At 75.0% G+C, this 15,335-nt stretch carries 8 protein-coding genes; 5 read left to right on the top strand and 3 right to left on the bottom strand.

Annotation, left to right across the window (positions count from 1 at the left end; genetic code table 11):
* Positions 1-14 precede the first annotated feature (14 nt).
* The 5 genes from AC156L_RS05785 (at position 15) to ccrA (ending at position 13,152) form a co-directional block, all read left to right on the top strand.
* Positions 15-3,575 carry a type I polyketide synthase gene (locus AC156L_RS05785; RefSeq protein WP_484406654.1) on the top strand — a complete coding sequence of 1,187 codons (3,561 nt, stop codon included), beginning with the start codon at positions 15-17 and terminating at the stop codon, positions 3,573-3,575.
* A gap of 17 nt (positions 3,576-3,592) precedes the next feature.
* Entirely contained in the window at positions 3,593-9,538 is a 5,946-nt protein-coding gene (locus AC156L_RS05780; protein ID WP_484406656.1) for an SDR family NAD(P)-dependent oxidoreductase, read from the top strand.
* A complete protein-coding gene (locus AC156L_RS05775) occupies positions 9,535-10,737 on the top strand; it encodes a cytochrome P450 (protein ID WP_330882165.1) in 1,203 nt (400 codons plus the stop codon). Before AC156L_RS05780 ends, AC156L_RS05775 begins: the two co-directional genes overlap by 4 nt.
* An 80-nt stretch (positions 10,738-10,817) precedes the next feature.
* Positions 10,818-11,786: a class I SAM-dependent methyltransferase gene (locus AC156L_RS05770; RefSeq protein ID WP_330882163.1), complete on the top strand. Its 969-nt coding sequence runs from the start codon at positions 10,818-10,820 to the stop codon at positions 11,784-11,786.
* 31 nt (positions 11,787-11,817) lie between these two features.
* Complete coding sequence (gene ccrA, locus AC156L_RS05765) at positions 11,818-13,152, top strand: crotonyl-CoA carboxylase/reductase (protein WP_330882161.1); 1,335 nt, start codon at positions 11,818-11,820, stop codon at positions 13,150-13,152.
* Positions 13,153-13,208: 56 nt separating this feature from the next.
* On the opposite strand, the gene AC156L_RS05760 is transcribed toward ccrA, so the two are convergent.
* The 3 genes from AC156L_RS05760 to AC156L_RS05750 form a co-directional block, all read right to left on the bottom strand.
* The gene (locus tag AC156L_RS05760) at positions 13,209-13,823 is read right to left on the bottom strand and encodes a hypothetical protein (RefSeq protein WP_330882159.1); all 615 of its coding nucleotides are present in this window, start codon (positions 13,821-13,823) and stop codon (positions 13,209-13,211) included.
* Positions 13,824-13,856: 33 nt separating this feature from the next.
* Positions 13,857-15,005, bottom strand: coding sequence for an acyl-CoA dehydrogenase family protein (locus AC156L_RS05755; protein WP_330882157.1), 1,149 nt, complete (start codon positions 15,003-15,005; stop codon positions 13,857-13,859).
* 94 nt (positions 15,006-15,099) lie between these two features.
* On the bottom strand, positions 15,100-15,335 hold a 236-nt coding region (locus AC156L_RS05750), incomplete at its 5' end, for a BTAD domain-containing putative transcriptional regulator (RefSeq protein WP_484406653.1).

Below are 15,335 nucleotides of genomic sequence, written 5' to 3'. Positions count from 1 at the left end.
TGTTCGCGGAGCGGATGGCGGAGTGCGAGCGGGCGTTGGCGCCGTTCGTGGACTGGTCGCTGCGCGAGGCGTTGGCCGATGAAGCCCTGCTGGCGCGGGTGGACGTGGTGCAGCCGGTGCTGTGGGCGATGATGGTGTCGCTGGCCGGGGTCTGGCGTTCGGTCGGCGTCGAACCGTCGGCGGTCGTCGGGCACTCGCAGGGTGAGATCGCCGCCGCGGTGGTGGCCGGAGCGTTGTCGCTGGAGGACGGTGCCCGTGTCGTCGCGCTGCGCAGCAGGGCGATCGGCACGCTGGCCGGTCGTGGCGGGATGGTGTCGGTGTCGGCGTCGGTCTCCGACGTGGAGGCGCTGCTCGGTGCCGGGGTGTCGATCGCGGCGGTGAACGGGCCGACGTCCGTGGTCGTGTCGGGTGAGACGGCCGCCCTGGAGGAGTTCCTCGCCCGGTGCGGTGACGTGCGGGTGCGGCGGATCGCCGTGGACTACGCCTCGCACTCCGCCGTCGTGGAGGAGATCCGCGCCGACCTGGCCGAGCTGCTGCGCGACGTGGCCCCGCTCGTGCCCGAGATCCCCTGGCGCTCGACGGTGACCGGCGAGTGGGTGCGCGACGCCGTGGCCGACGGCGACTACTGGTTCCGCAACCTGCGCGAGCGGGTCCAGCTCGCCGACGCCGTGGACGCCCTGGTGGACGACGGGTTCGGCGTGTTCGTGGAGCCGAGCCCGCACCCGGTGCTGGTGCCCGGCATCGAGGAGACCGCGTTCGGGCTGGGCCGCGAGGTCGCGGTGACCGGCACGCTCCGACGTGACGAGGGTGGCACGGCGCGCGTGCTCACGTCGTTCGCCGCCGCCTGGGTGAACGGCGTCGACGTGGACTGGACGAGCCTGTCCGGTGGCACCCGGACCGACCTGCCCACCTACCCGTTCCAGCACGAGCGGTACTGGCCGGACGGCCCAGCCGCGAGCACCGGCGACGTGTCCGGTGCCGGGCTGCTCGACCTGGCCCACCCGGTGCTCGGCGCGGGCGTGGCCCTGGCGGGCGGCGACTCCCACCTGTTCACCGCCCGGCTCTCGCAGGCCGCTCAGCCGTGGCTCGCCGAACACGCCCTGCTGGGCGCGGTCGTCGTGCCGGGAGCGGCGCTGGCGGAGATCGCGATCCGCGCGGGCGACCAGGTCGGGTGCCCGCACGTCGAGGAACTGACCCTGCAAGCGCCCGTGGTCGTGCCGGAGTCCGGCGGGCTCACCCTCCAGGTCCAGGTGGACGAACCGGGCCTCGACGGCACCCGGCAGGCGCGGATCTACTCCAGGACCGGCCACGACGGCCCGTGGCAGCCGCACGCCACGGGCGTGCTGTCGGCGGAGGAACCCGCCCTGCCCGACGGGTACCGCGCGCTGGCGGGCGAGTGGCCGCCCACCGGTGCGTCCCCGGTGGACACCGGTCGGCTCTACGACGACTTCGCCGACACCGGGTACGCCTACGGGCCCGTGTTCCGCGGGCTGACCGCGGCGTGGCGCCGGGGCGACGAGGTGTTCGCCGAGGTGACCCTCCCCGGCGAGCCGGGGACGTTCGGCATCCACCCCGCGCTGCTCGACGCCGCGCTGCACGCGTCCTGGCTGGACGCGGCCGGGACCGGCGGCACGGCGGTGTCGATGCCGTTCTCCTGGACCGGTCTGCGGCTGCACTCCGCCGCCGCGACCACCGTCCGGGTGCGGCTCACGCCCACGGCGGGCGGTGGCACCGAGGTGCTGCTGGCCGACCCGACGGGCGCTCCGGTCGCGTCGGTGGACTCCCTGGTCGCCCGACCGCTGCCCGACCCGAGGGCCGCGTCCGCCCAGGACGCCCTGTTCGTCCTCGACTGGCCCCAGGTGCCGTCCGCCCCCGCGGACGGCGAACCCGCAGTGGTCCGGTTCGACCCCGCCGACACCGACGTGCGCGCCGCCGTCCGGCACGCGCTGGAGGTGGTCCGGGCCAGGCTGGAGCGGGACGAGGTCGACGACAAGCCCCTCGTGGTCGTGACCCGGCGCGCGGTCGGCCTCGACGACGAGGACGTGCTCGACCTGGCGGGCGCCGCCGTCTGGGGGCTGGTCCGCACCGCGCAGGCCGAGCACCCCGGCCGGTTCGTGCTCGCCGACACCGACGGCCTCCCCGCGTCCGACGCGGTGCTGGCCGCCGCCGTGGCCACCGGCGAACCCCAGTTCGCCCTCCGCGACGGCGCGGTCCGCGTGCCGAGGCTGGCCCGCGCCGGAGCGGCGGGCATCACCGAGCCGCCGTGGATCCCGGACGGGACCGTGCTGGTCACCGGCGCGGGCGGCGTGCTCGGCGGCGCGGTCTGCACGCACCTGGTCGCGGTGTGCGGCGTGCGTTCCCTGGTGCTCGTCGGCCGAGGTGGCGCGCCGGACGGCCTGGTCGACGACCTGACCGCGCTCGGCGCCGACGTCACGTTCACCGCGTGCGACGTCGCCGACCGGCGGGCGCTGGCCGCCGTCCTCGCCGCCGTTCCCGCCGACCGCCCGCTGGCCGGGGTGGTGCACTGCGCCGGGGTGATCGACGACGCCCCGGTCACCGACCTCACCGCCGACCAGCTCGACGCCGTGCTGCGCCCCAAGGTGGACGGGGCGCTGAACCTGCACGAGCTGACCGCCCACCTCCCGCTCCCGGTGTTCGCGCTGTTCTCGTCGGCGTCGGGCACCACCGGCTCGCCGGGCCAGGCGGGCTACACCGCGGCCAACGCGTTCCTGGACGCGCTGGCCAGGCGGCGCCGGGCGGGCGGACTGCCCGCGCAGTCGCTCGGGTGGGGCCTGTGGGCCCGCCGGGGCGCCATGACCGGCGGCCTCGGTGAGGTCCAGGTCGCCCGCGGCCTGCGGGACGGCGTCGGCGAACTCTCCGACGCCGAGGGGCTCGCCCTGTTCGACGCCGCGCTCGCGCGGCCCGAGCGGGCGCTCCTGCTGCCGCTGCGGATCGACCTGAGCGGTGTCCGGCCCGGCGACGAACCCCCGCTGCTGCGCGGGCTCGTGACCGGACGGCGCACCCGCAGGACGGCGGCGGGCGCGCTGCCGACCGACGGCGGCACCGACCTTCGGCGACGGCTGGCCGCGCTCGACGCCGAGGGCGCCGAACTGCTGCTGGACGAGCTGGTGCGGACCCAGGTGGCGGCCGTGCTCGGCCACGCCGGACCGGCCGCGGTCGACCCCGACCGGGCGTTCGGCGAGACCGGGTTCGACTCGATCACCGCCGTGGAGCTGCGCAACCGGCTCGGCGCGGCGACCGGTCTGCGGCTGCCGCCGACCCTGGTGTTCGACCACCCGACGCCCGCCGCGGTGACCGCCCACCTCGCCGTGCGGCTCGCCCCGGAGACGGCGGTCGTGGCGGCGGAACCGGTGGCGGTCGTCGCCGACGGCGAGGTCCGGGACCTGCTCCGCACGATCCCGGTGGACCGCCTGCGCGCCGCCGGACTGCTGGACGGGCTCCTCCGCCTCGCCGATCCCGTGTCGAACGGCGCACCGAAGGACCTCAGCGAGATGGATGCCGACGAACTGGTCCGGATGGCCATGGGCGGCTCCGGTCTCCCCGACGACGAATGACGGAGCGACCGATGGCTGTGCCTGACAAGATCGTCGAAGCCCTGCGGAAGTCGTTGCAGGACAACGAACACCTGCGGGCCGAGAACAGGGCGCTGGCGGACGCCGCGCACGCCCCGGTGGCGATCGTCGCCGCGGCGTGCAGGCTGCCGGGCGGCATCGACACGCCCGAGGAGCTGTGGCGGCTGCTGGCCGAGGGCCGGGACGCCGTGGGCGAGCTGCCGACCGACCGCGAGCGCCCGGTGCGCGACGGCCTGCACGGCGGGTTCCTGCGCGACGCCGGGCACTTCGACGCAGGGTTCTTCGGCATCTCGCCGCGCGAGGCCCTGGCGATGGACCCGCAGCAGCGGCTGCTGCTGGAGACGTCGTGGGAGGCGTTCGAGCGGGCCGGGTTCACCCTGCCCGCCCTCAAGGGCAGCCGAACCGGCGTCTACGCGGGCGTCATGGGCACCCACTACGCCCACGCGTCGGCCTACCACCTGCCCGAGGGCGTGGCGAACTTCGTCACCATGGGCACCCAGGTGAACGTGGCCTCCGGCAGGCTCGCCTACGCGTTCGGGCTGGAGGGTCCGACGGTCACCGTCGACACCGCCTGCTCGTCGTCGCTGGTGGCGCTGCACCTGGCCACCGCGGCGCTGCGCGCGGGGGAGTGCGACCTCGCGCTGGCCGCGGGCGCGACCGTGCTACCCGACCCGTCGGAGTACCTGAGCGCCGCGTCCGCCGCGGGCGCGCTCGCCCCCGACGGCCGCTGCAAGTCGTTCGCCGACGGCGCCGACGGCACCGGGTTCAGCGAGGGCGTGGTGGTGCTGCTGGTCGAGCGCCTGGCCGACGCCCTGCGCCACGGCCACCCGGTGCTGGCCGTGGTGCGCGGCTCCGCGGTCAACTCCGACGGCGCCAGCAACGGCCTGAGCGCCCCCAACGGCCCGTCGCAGCAGCGCGTCATCGCGAGCGCGCTGGCCGACGCCCGGCTCCGACCGTCCGACGTGGACCTGGTGGAGGGGCACGGCACCGGCACGGTGCTGGGCGACCCGATCGAGGCGCAGGCCGTGCTCGCCGCCTACGGCCAGGACCGCGCCGACCCGGTGTGGTTCGGGTCGCTCAAGTCCAACATCGGCCACACCCAGGCCGCGGCGGGCGCGGCGGGCGTGCTGAAGCTCCTGCTGGCCCTGCGGCACGAGACCATGCCGTCCACGCTGCACGTGGACGCGCCCACCCGCCAGGTCGACTGGGGAGAGGGCAACGTCGCACTGCTCACCGAGAACCGCCCGTGGCCGCGCGGCGACCGCCCCCGCCGCGGCGGGGTGTCGTCGTTCGGCGCGAGCGGCACCAACGCGCACGTGGTGCTGGAGGAACCCCCGGTCGCCGCACCGGTCGCGGACGGCACCGCGCCGGTCTCCGTGCCGTGGCTGCTGTCCGCCCGCACCGAGCGCGGCCTGGCCGACCAGGCCGCCCGGCTCGCCCCGCACACCACCGAGGACGTCGCGGACGTCGGGTGCACGCTCGCCCTGTCCCGCACGCACTTCGAGCACCGCGCCGCCGTGCTCGGCCCGGACCGCGCGGGCGCCCTGGCGGCGCTGGCCGCCGACGGCCACGCCGCGGGCCTGGTCACCGGCCGCGTCCGGCGCGGGGGCCGGGCCGTGTTCGTGTTCCCCGGCCAGGGCTCGCAGTGGGTCGGCATGGGCGCGGAGCTGCTCGCGGCGTCCCCGGTCTTCGCCGCCCGCATGGCCGAGTGCGAGACGGCGTTCGCGCCGCACCTGGACTGGTCGCTGACCGCCGCCCTGCGCGACGGCCGCCCGCTCGACTCCGACGACGTCGTCCAGCCCCTGCTGTTCGCCGTCATGGTGTCGCTGGCGGAGGTGTGGCGCTCCCACGGGCTGCGACCGGCCGCCGTGGTCGGGCACTCGCAGGGCGAGATCGCCGCCGCCTGCTTCGCGGGCGCGCTGACGCTGGAGGACGCCGCGCTCGTCGTGGCCCGCCGGGGCCGCGAACTGGCCGCGCTGGCCGGGCTGGAGGGCATGCTCTCGGTGTCCGCGGCACCGGACGAGGTGGCCCGCCGCCTGGCGGACCGGCCCACCCTGTCCGTCGCGGCCCGCAACGGCCCCGGTTCCGTCGCCGTCTCCGGACCGATCGGCGACCTGGAGGACCTCGCCGAGGCGCTGACCGCCGACGGCGTCCGCACCCGCCGCATCCCCATCGGCTACGCCTCGCACTCCCCGCAGGTGGACCGGATCCACGACCGGCTGCTCGCCGTGCTCGCCGACATCCGCCCGAGGACCCCGCGCATCCCGCTGCGCTCCACCGCCACGGGGGAGTGGGTGCGCGACGCGGGCCTGACCCCGGACTACTGGTTCGCCAACGCCCGCCGACCGGTCGACTTCCTCGGTGCCGTGCGCGACCTGCTCGACGCGGGCTACCGGACGTTCGTCGAGTGCAGCCCGCACCCGTTGCTGGTGCCCGCCGTGCTCGACACCGCCGAGGACGCCGGGGAGGACGTCGTCGTCGTCGGCTCGCTGCGCCGCGACGACGGCGGCGCGGACCGGATGACCCGCTCGCTGGCCGAGGCCCACGTGCGGGGCGCGCCGGTGGACTGGACGCCGCTGTTCGCGGGCACCACCGCCCGGCGGATCCCCCTGCCCACCTACGCCTTCCAGCGGGAGCGGTACTGGCTCGGCCCGATCCGGTCCGGCCCCGCCGACCTCGCCTCCACGGGCCTCGAACCCTCCCCGCACCCGCTGCTGGGCGCGCTGGTCGACGTGGCGGACGGGGGCACCGTGCTCACCGGCGTCCTGTCCCTGGCCACCAGCCCCTGGCTGGCCGACCACGCCCTCGGCGGCACGGTGGTGCTGCCCGGCGCGGCGTTCGTCGACCTGGCCCTGCACGCGGGCGGCGGCACCGTGGACGACCTCACCGTGCAGACCCCGCTGGTGCTCCCCGCCGCGGGCGACGTGACCGTCCAGGTGCGCGTCGGCCCACCCGCCGACGACGGTGTCCGCGACGTCGAGGTCCACTCCCGCCGGGACGTCACGGCGGACTGGACGCGGCACGCCGTGGGCACCCTGTCCGCCACCCGGCGCGCCCCGGACCGCACGGGCCAGTGGCCGCCCACCGGAGCCGAGCCGCTCGACCTGACCGGGCGCTACGAGGACTTCGCCGAGGCCGGTGTCCACTACGGACCCGCGTTCCGCGGCCTGCGGTCCGCGTGGCGGCTCGACGACGACGTCCTCGCCGAGGTCGAGCTCCCCGAAGACCTGCCCGCCGCCGGTTTCGGCGTGCACCCGGCCCTGCTGGACGCCGCCCTCCAGACGGTCGGGCTGCTCCCACCCGGCACCGTCCCGGCGGGCGCGCTCCCGTTCGCCTTCGGCGGCGTCACCCTGCATGCGCCGGGCGCGACGACCCTGCGGGTGCGCACCCGCCCCACCGGGACCCACGGCGAGGTGGCCGTCGAGGCGGTCGACGCCGACGGCGACCCGGCCCTCACCATCGACTCCCTGGTCGTCCGCGAGGTCGGCGTGCCGTCCACGACGGACTCCCTGTTCCGCCTGGAGTGGCGGCCCGTCCCGCTGGCCGCCCCCGACCCGGCGCTGACGTGGGCCACCCACGGCGAGATCCCCGACCAGGCACCCGACGTCGTCGTGCTGTCCCTGGTCGACCGCCCCGCGGGCGACGTCGCCACCGACACCCACCACGCCGTGCACTTCGTGCGGGACGCGCTGCGCGCCTGGCTGGCCGACGAACGCCTCGACCAGGCCACCCTGGTGGTCCTCACCAGCCGCGCCGTCGCCACCGAGCCCGGCGAGGACGTCCCCGACCTGCCCGACTCGGCGGTCTGGGGCCTGGTGCACGCCGCCCAGTCCGAGCACCCGGACAGGGTCGTCCTCATCGACGTGGACACCGCGGCCGACGCCCCGCTCGCCGCGGCGCTGGCCACCGGCGAACCGCGGATCGCGCTCCGCGCGGGCGAACCGCGCGCACCCAGGCTCGTCCGCGCCGCGGCGGACGGCGATCCCGCCGGGTTCGACCCGAACGGCACCGTGCTCATCACCGGCGGCACCGGAGCGCTCGGCGCCCACCTGGCCCGGCACCTCGTCACGGCCCACGGCGTCACCCGGCTGCTGCTGGTGAGCCGTCGGGGCGGGGCGAGCGACCTGCGCGCCGAGCTGACCGGCCTCGGCGCGCACGTCGACGTCGCCGCGTGCGACGTGACCGACCGCGACGCCCTCGCCGCACTGCTGGCCGCCGTGCCCGCCGAGCACCCGCTGACCGCCGTCGTCCACGCCGCCGGTGTGCTGGCCGACGGCCTGGTCACCGACGCCGACGCAGGCCGCACGGACCTCGTGCTGCGCCCCAAGGTCGACGCCGCGCTGCACCTGCACGACCTGACCCGCGACACCGACCTGGCCGCGTTCGTGCTGTTCTCGTCGGCCGCCGGGGTGTTCGGCAGCCCCGGCCAGGGCGACTACGCCGCCGCCAACACCTTCCTGGACGCCCTGGCGCACCACCGCCGCGCCACCGGGCTGCCCGCCCAGTCGCTGGCCTGGGGAACGTGGGACGTCGAGGACGGCGTGGTCGGCGACCTCGACGCGGCCCAGCGGGAACGGCTGCGCCGCTACGGCCGACCGCTCACCCCGACCGAGGCGCTGGCCCTGTTCGACGCCGCCCTCGCCGACGGCGCGCCCCTGCTGGTCCCCACCCGTCTGGAGCTGCCGAAGAGCCGCACCGACGACGTCCCGCCCCTGCTGCGCGCCCTCGTCCGCGGCGGCTCCACCGCGACCCCGCGCCGCCGCGTCACCGACCTGGACGGCCCGGCCCTGCGGGACGCCGTGTTCGGCCAGATCGCCGAGGTCCTCGGCTACCCCGGCCCGGACGCCGTCATCGGCGACCGGGGCTTCCTCGAACTCGGCCTCGACTCGCTGACCGCGGTCGAACTCCGCAACGGCCTGAGCAAGGTCACCGGCCTGCGCCTGAAGGCGACGGTCGCCTTCGACGCGGGCACCCCGGACGAGCTGGTGCGCTCGCTCACGAGGGCCACCAGGCCCGCGCCGCCGCCCGCGCCCGTCGTCGGAGACCCGATGGACGCGCTCGACGGGCTGTTCCGGCACGCGCTGAGCCTGGGTCAGCGCAAGATCGGTCAGCGGCTGGTCCGCGAGGCCGCCCGCCTGCGGCCGATGGCCACCTCGCCCGACCAGTGGCCCGCCCTGCCGGAGCCGGTGCACCTCGCCGACGGTCCGGAGCGGCCCACCCTGGTGTGCTTCTCCTCCATCGTGGCCATCGCGGGCGCCCACCAGTTCGCCCGCTTCGCGGGCCAGTTCCGCGGCGTGCGGCCGTTCCTGGCGTTCGACGTGCCCGGCTTCGGTCCCGGCGAGCTGCTCGCCGCGGACGTCGACACGCTCGTCGGCGCCTACGCCGACGTGATCGCCGAGCAGGTCGAGGGGCCGTTCGTGCTGCTGGGCAGCTCGTCGGGCGGCTACCTCGCGCACGCCACCGCCACCGCGCTGGAGGCCCGCGGCGTGCACCCGACGGGTGTGGCGCTGCTGGACACCTACCTGATCGGCGACCCGACGATCATGCAGGACCGGGTGCAGGAGTTCCTGATGGGCGGCCTGTTCGCGCGGGAGGACCAGTACGTCCGCGTGGACAGCGGCAGGCTCACCGCGATGGCCTGGTACGGCGGCCTGTTCGAGGACTGGACGCCGGGCCCCTGCGCGGCTCCGCTGCTGCTGGTGCGGGCGTCCGAGCCGCTCGAGGGCATGACCGACGACCCGGAGTCGGACGACTGGCGGGCCAGCTGGGACGGCGCGCAGACCGTCGTGGACGTGCCCGGCAACCACTTCAGCATCGCCGAGCAGCACCTGGAGCACAGCACCGCCGTGGTCGAGAAGTGGCTCCGGACCCTCGACCCCGTTACCCCCACCCGCGAACACGACGGCCGGGAAGACGCCGTCGACAAGGAAGAGGCCACCGCATGACCGAGAGCCCGTCCGTCCCCGACCTCTCCGTTCGACGGGGATGCCCGTTCGGCGAACCCGACGGCAACGCCGAACTCCGCGCGGAGGGACCGGTCACCCGCGTCCGCCTCGGCTCCGGGAAGGAGGCGTGGGCGGTGTGGACCCACGCCGCCGCCCGCGAGCTGCTCGTGTCGGACGCGTTCAGCGTGGACCGCAAGCTGCCCAACTACCCGTCCCTGGTGCCCTACAACGTGGACGTCGGGTTCCGCGCGTCGATCGGCGAGATGGACGCGCCCGAGCACGGTGCCGCGCGCCGCGCCATCAACGGCGAGTTCACCCAGCGCCGCGTGGACACCATGCGGGCCGACATGCAGAAGGTCGTCGACGAGCTGATCGACGCCATCCTCGACGGCGACGGCACCGCCGACCTGGTGCCCGCGCTGGCGCTGCCGGTGCCGACCACCCTGATCTGCGACCTCCTCGGCGTGCCCGACGCCGACCGCGACACCTTCCGCGTGCGGTCGTCCACCATGATCGACCTGTTCACGCCGCCGCAGGAGCGGATGGCCGCCATCGGCGCGCTGCTCGGCTACATCGACCAGCTCGTCACGGCGAAGGAGGCCGACCCGTCCGACGACCTCATCGGCCGCCGCATCCGCAAGGCCCGCGAGGACGGCGACGGCACCGACCACCAGGCGCTGGTGGAACTCGCCCTCACCCTGCTGGTCGCGGGCTTCGAGAGCACGGCCAACCAGATCTCCCTGAGCATCGCGGCGCTGCTCCAGCACCCCGACCAGCTCGCGCTGCTCCAGCGCGAGCCGGAGCGCTGGCCCGCCGCCGTGGAGGAGCTGCTGCGCTACTGCAGCATCCTCAACCCCGTGTCCTACCGCGTCGCGACCGACGACGTCACGATCGCGGGCGTGACCGTGCGCGCCGGTGACGGCGTGGTGGCGCTGGGCCCCTCGGTCAACCGCGACCCGGCGGTGTTCACCGACCCCGACCGGCTCGACGTCGAGCGCACCGAGGGCCGCCACCTCGCCTTCGGGTACGGCGCGCACATGTGCATCGGCCAGCACATGGCCCGCGTCGAGCTCCAGATCGTCCTGGAGACCCTCTTCCGCCGCGTGCCGACCCTGCGCCTCGCGGTGCCCGCCGAGGAACTGTCCTTCAAGGACGAAGCCGCCGCGTACGGGTTGAACGCCCTGCCCGTCACCTGGTGACCGGGGCCACCGCGCAGATATCGGGACGCTACGGCGCCCCGCGAGACTCGATCCACTCAGCGAACCGACAGGGGAAGCACATGGAATCCACCGGCGGTCCGGCGGCGATCAACGCGTTCATGGACACCGTCAGCCGGTTCAACGGCCCCGGCGAGTCCGCGGTGCTCGACGCCGAGGCCAGTGACGAGTTCAAGGGCCATTCCATCTGGCTCTACAACGTGGCCGCGATGATGGCCGCGCGCGGCGAGATCTGGAACTGGGGCATGGACGACCCGATCCTCGCGAAGGAGATCGACGAGGTCCTCCCCGGCAGCCTGGGTTTCTGCACCGACGGCGTGTCCGAGCAGCTCTACTTCCGCGCGCTGCGGGAGCTGCCGATCGCGCTGGACGACTACGCGGGCAAGACCGTGCTGGAGATCGGCAGCGGCGCGGGGGAGGGGCTGAACTTCCTGTCCCGCGCGGCTCCCGGCGGCCGGTTCCTCGGCGTCGAGCTGTCCCCGCTGGCCGTGCGGCGGTCCAACGCCCTGCTGTCCCGCGGTGACCAGCTGCGCTACGTCCAGGGCGACGCGGAGGCGCTGCCGCTGGGCGACGCCGAGGTCGACGTCGTGATCAGCGTGGAGAGCTCGCACAACTACCCGCACCCGGAGCGGTTCATCGCCGAGGTGGCCAGGGTCCTCAAGCCCGGCGGGTACTTCTCCTACCTCGACGGCTTCACCGAGCACCGCTACGACGTCACCACGCTGCTCAAGCGGGACGTGCCGGGCTTCGAGTGGCTGTCCGAAGAGGACATCTCCGAGCAGGTGCGGGCGGGCATCCGCAAGCGGATGGCGCCGGGCAGCCACTTCCGGCGGGTCGCCGAGGTGGGCAACACCAGGCTCAGGAGGCACGTCGCCTTCCAGATGCAGGCGACGACGATGGGCAGCCCGTTCATCGGGATGGAGACCAGCCCGGTCGTGCGGGCGATGCAGAAGCTGGGGCGGGTGCCCTCGGCGTGGACGCTGCCCGTGGAGTCCTACGTCCACAGCGTGGCCCGCAGGCGTTCGGAGTAGCCGACCCCCGACCGAGGAGATGAGGCAGACCATGGATGCTCTCGCAGCGGCCGCGGTGCGCGGCGCAGGCGCGGACGAACTGCTCGGGCACCCGGTGCCCGAGCGGTACCGGGCGGCGCACACCCGCGCCGAGGACACCGACATGTTCCAGGGCGTCGAGGACAAGGACGTCCGCAAGTCCATCAGGGTCGGCGAGGTGCCGATGCCGGAACTCGCGCCGGACGAGGTGCTGGTCGCGCTGATGGCCAGCTCGATCAACTACAACACGGTGTGGTCGGCCACGTTCGACCCGGTGCCGACCTTCGCGTTCCTCAAGCACTTCGGGCGCGAGGGCGGCTGGGCGCGGCGGCACGACCAGCCGTTCCACGTCCTCGGCTCGGACGCGTCCGGCGTGGTCGTGCGCGCCGGTGTCGGCGTGCGGCGCTGGCAGGTCGGCGACCGCGTGGTCGTCACCCCGGTGCACGTGGACGACCAGGAACCGGCCGTGCAGAACGACGGCATGATCGGCACGTCGCAGCGGGCGTGGGGGTACGAGACGAACTACGGCGGTCTCGCGCACTACGCGGTCGTGCGGGCCAGCCAGCTCGTCCCCAAGCCCGCGCACCTCACGTGGGAGGAGGCCGCCAGCACCCCGGTGTGCGCGGCCACCGCCTACCGGATGCTCATCAGCGAGCGCGGCGCCAGGATGAAGCTCGGCGACGTCGTGCTCATCTGGGGCGCCGCGGGCGGACTGGGCGCGTTCGGCGTGCAGATGGTGAAGCAGGCCGGTGGTGTCGCGGTCGGCGTCGTCGGGTCCGAGGAGAAGGCGGACCTGGTGCGCAAGCTGGGCTGCGACGTGGTGATCGACCGGTCCGAGATCGGCATGGGCGACCCCGGCGACCCCAGCGCGGTGCTGAAGGCGGGCAAGAGGATCGGCTCCATCATCCGCAAGGAGACCGGGGAAGACCCGCACATCGTGTTCGACCACGTCGGCCGGGCCACGTTCGGCATCTCGATGTTCGTCGCCCGCCGCGGCGGCTCGGTGGTCACCTGCGGGTCGAGCACCGGCTACCAGCACACCTACGACAACCGCTACCTGTGGATGAAGCTCAAGCGGCTGATCGGCAGCCACGGCGCGAACCTCCAGGAGCAGTGGGAGTCCAACCGGCTGTTCGACCTCGGGCAGGTGCTGCCGGTGCTGTCGGAGGTGCACTCGCTGGACGGTGTCGGCGAGGCGGCCAGGGTCGTGCAGACCAACAGCCACACCGGGAAGGTCGGGGTGCTCTGCCTCGCACCCGAGGCCGGTCTCGGCGTGAGCGACCAGGCCAAGCGGGACCGGCTGGCCGCCCTCCGGCCGCCGGTGCTGGAGACCAGGATCCGGACGTGACGCGGAGGGGCGGCCCCCTGGCCGGGGCCGCCCCTCACGTCACACCACCGGAACCGCTAGCCGGTGAACGTGTAGGCGCGGTCGACGGCCACCGCCGCCAACCGGGCCGGGGCGTCGGCCGTCGTGCCCTGGGCCCAGACCACCTCGCCGTTCGGGCGGAAGTTCGTCGCCACCCTGATGCCGAACCGGTCCAGCTCGGTGAAGACGACCACGCCGCCGCGGTGGTCGCCCGCCGCGCCGGTGCACCTCTCCCGCTCGCAGAGCTGCTCCGGCGAGTCGGTGTGGTGGCCGGGAGCGTGGACCTGCGTGTACACGGTGGCGTTCCGGTCCGGGTAGGTGATCGCGACGGCGTTGACCATGTACTGCATGTCGTCGAAGACGCCCTCCGCCTCGCCGCCCCACGCGCCCGCCGTCACGGTCCGCGCGTCGGGGAAGAGCGACGGGAAGGTCTGCCGCTGGTGCTCGGAGAACCCGTCGGCCTGCTCCTGGAGCTCCGCCTTCGTCTTGTGGACCGGCGTGACCTCCGCGGGCGGCCACGGGTAGCTCGGCCGGGCGGTCGCCGCGGGAGTGAGGCCGATCAGTGCCACGGCGGTCAGAACGGCCGCCGACGTCGTCTTGCGCATGGTGCCCCCAAGGGTCGTGGTGTGCTCGCACACGGGAACACGCGTCAAGATCGAAAAGGGTTGCCCCGCGATCGGGGGCGCTCAGCCGAGCGCGCGCACGGCGTGCTCGGCCAGCAGCACCTGGCACATCTCGGTGCTGCCCTCGATGATCTCCATCAGCTTCGCGTCGCGGAAGGCGCGGGCCACCACGTGCCCGTCCCGCGCGCCCGCGGACGCGAGCACCTGGACCGCCGCCGCGGCACCGCGAGCCGCGAGCCGCGCGCTCTCGTTCTTCGCCAGCAGCGTGGAGATCACCGACTCCGGCGACCCGCTGTCCCAGCAGCGGCTCGCGTGCTCGCACAGCAGGGTCGCCACGTGCGCGCCGGTGACCAGCTCCGCCAGGTGCCGGGCCACGAGCTGGTGCTCGGCCAGCGGTTTGCCGAACTGCTCGCGGGTGGCGGCGTGCCGCACGGCCGCGTCGCGGCACGCGCGCAGGATGCCGACGCAGCCCCAGGCGACCGACTTGCGGCCGTAGGCCAGCGCCGACGCGACCAGCAGCCCGAGCCCCGCGCCCGCGCCGAGCACCGCCGACGAGGGCACCCGGACCGAGTCCAGGAACACCTCGGCGTGCCCGGCCGCGCGGCAGCCCAGCGGGTCGGCGACCCGCTCGACCCGGACGCCCGGCGAGCCGACCGGCACCACGACCGCGGCGCCACCGCCCTCCGAGTACCGGCCGAACACCACGACGAGGTCCGCGTAGGCGGCGGCCGTGACCCACACCTTGTGCCCGTCGACGACCACCGAGTCGCCGTCCTGGCGGATCGTCGTGGACATCGCGGCCAGGTCGCTGCCCGCGTGCGGCTCGCTGAACCCGACGGCGGCCAGCTCACCGCCGGTCAGCCTGCGCAGGTACTCCGCGCGCTGGGCGCGTTCCCCGAGGCGCTGCACGGTCCAGGCCGCCATGCCCTGCGACGTCTGGACGCTGCGCAGGGAACTGCACAGACCGCCGGTGTGGGCGGTGAACCCGCCGTTGGCCAGGCTCGTCCAGCCGAGGCCGCCGTGCTCGACGGGGACCTCCGCGCACAGCAGGCCGTCCGCGCCGAGCCCGCGCAGCAGGTCGACCGGCAGCACACCCGCCCGGTCCCATCCGTCCGCCCGGTCGCCGACCAGGTCCGCCAGTCGGGCGGCGGGCACGGCGGTCGGATCGCCCGCCGTGCCCTGCTCGTCGGTCGCCGCAGCGGTCACGCTCATGCCAGGCCCTCTTCGCGGTCTCGGGAGTCGGGCGGCGAACTGCCGCCGTGACCAGGGTCCGTACCGCGCCTAGCTCCCCGATAGCGGCGTTCCGTCAGCCGAAGCTGGGCGAGCCGATCAGCCGCCACCTGTTCTCCAGGTGGTTGGTCAGGATCGAGGTGCGGACCGGTGCGGAGGTCGGTGCCGCGACGCGGACGTGGTCCGGGTTGTCGGCGGTGCGCAGGATGTGCTGCTGGACGTGGCGGAGTTCTTCGCCGGGTTCGCTGCCGAGTTGTTCGACGAGCATCTTGCGGATGGTCAGGAAGGCGGCGAGGGCGTCGGATTGGCGGC

The organism is Umezawaea sp. (assembly GCF_057122925.1).
The sequence above is the reverse complement of the archived record's forward strand: the minus strand, read 5'-3'. Positions and strand labels throughout refer to the sequence as shown.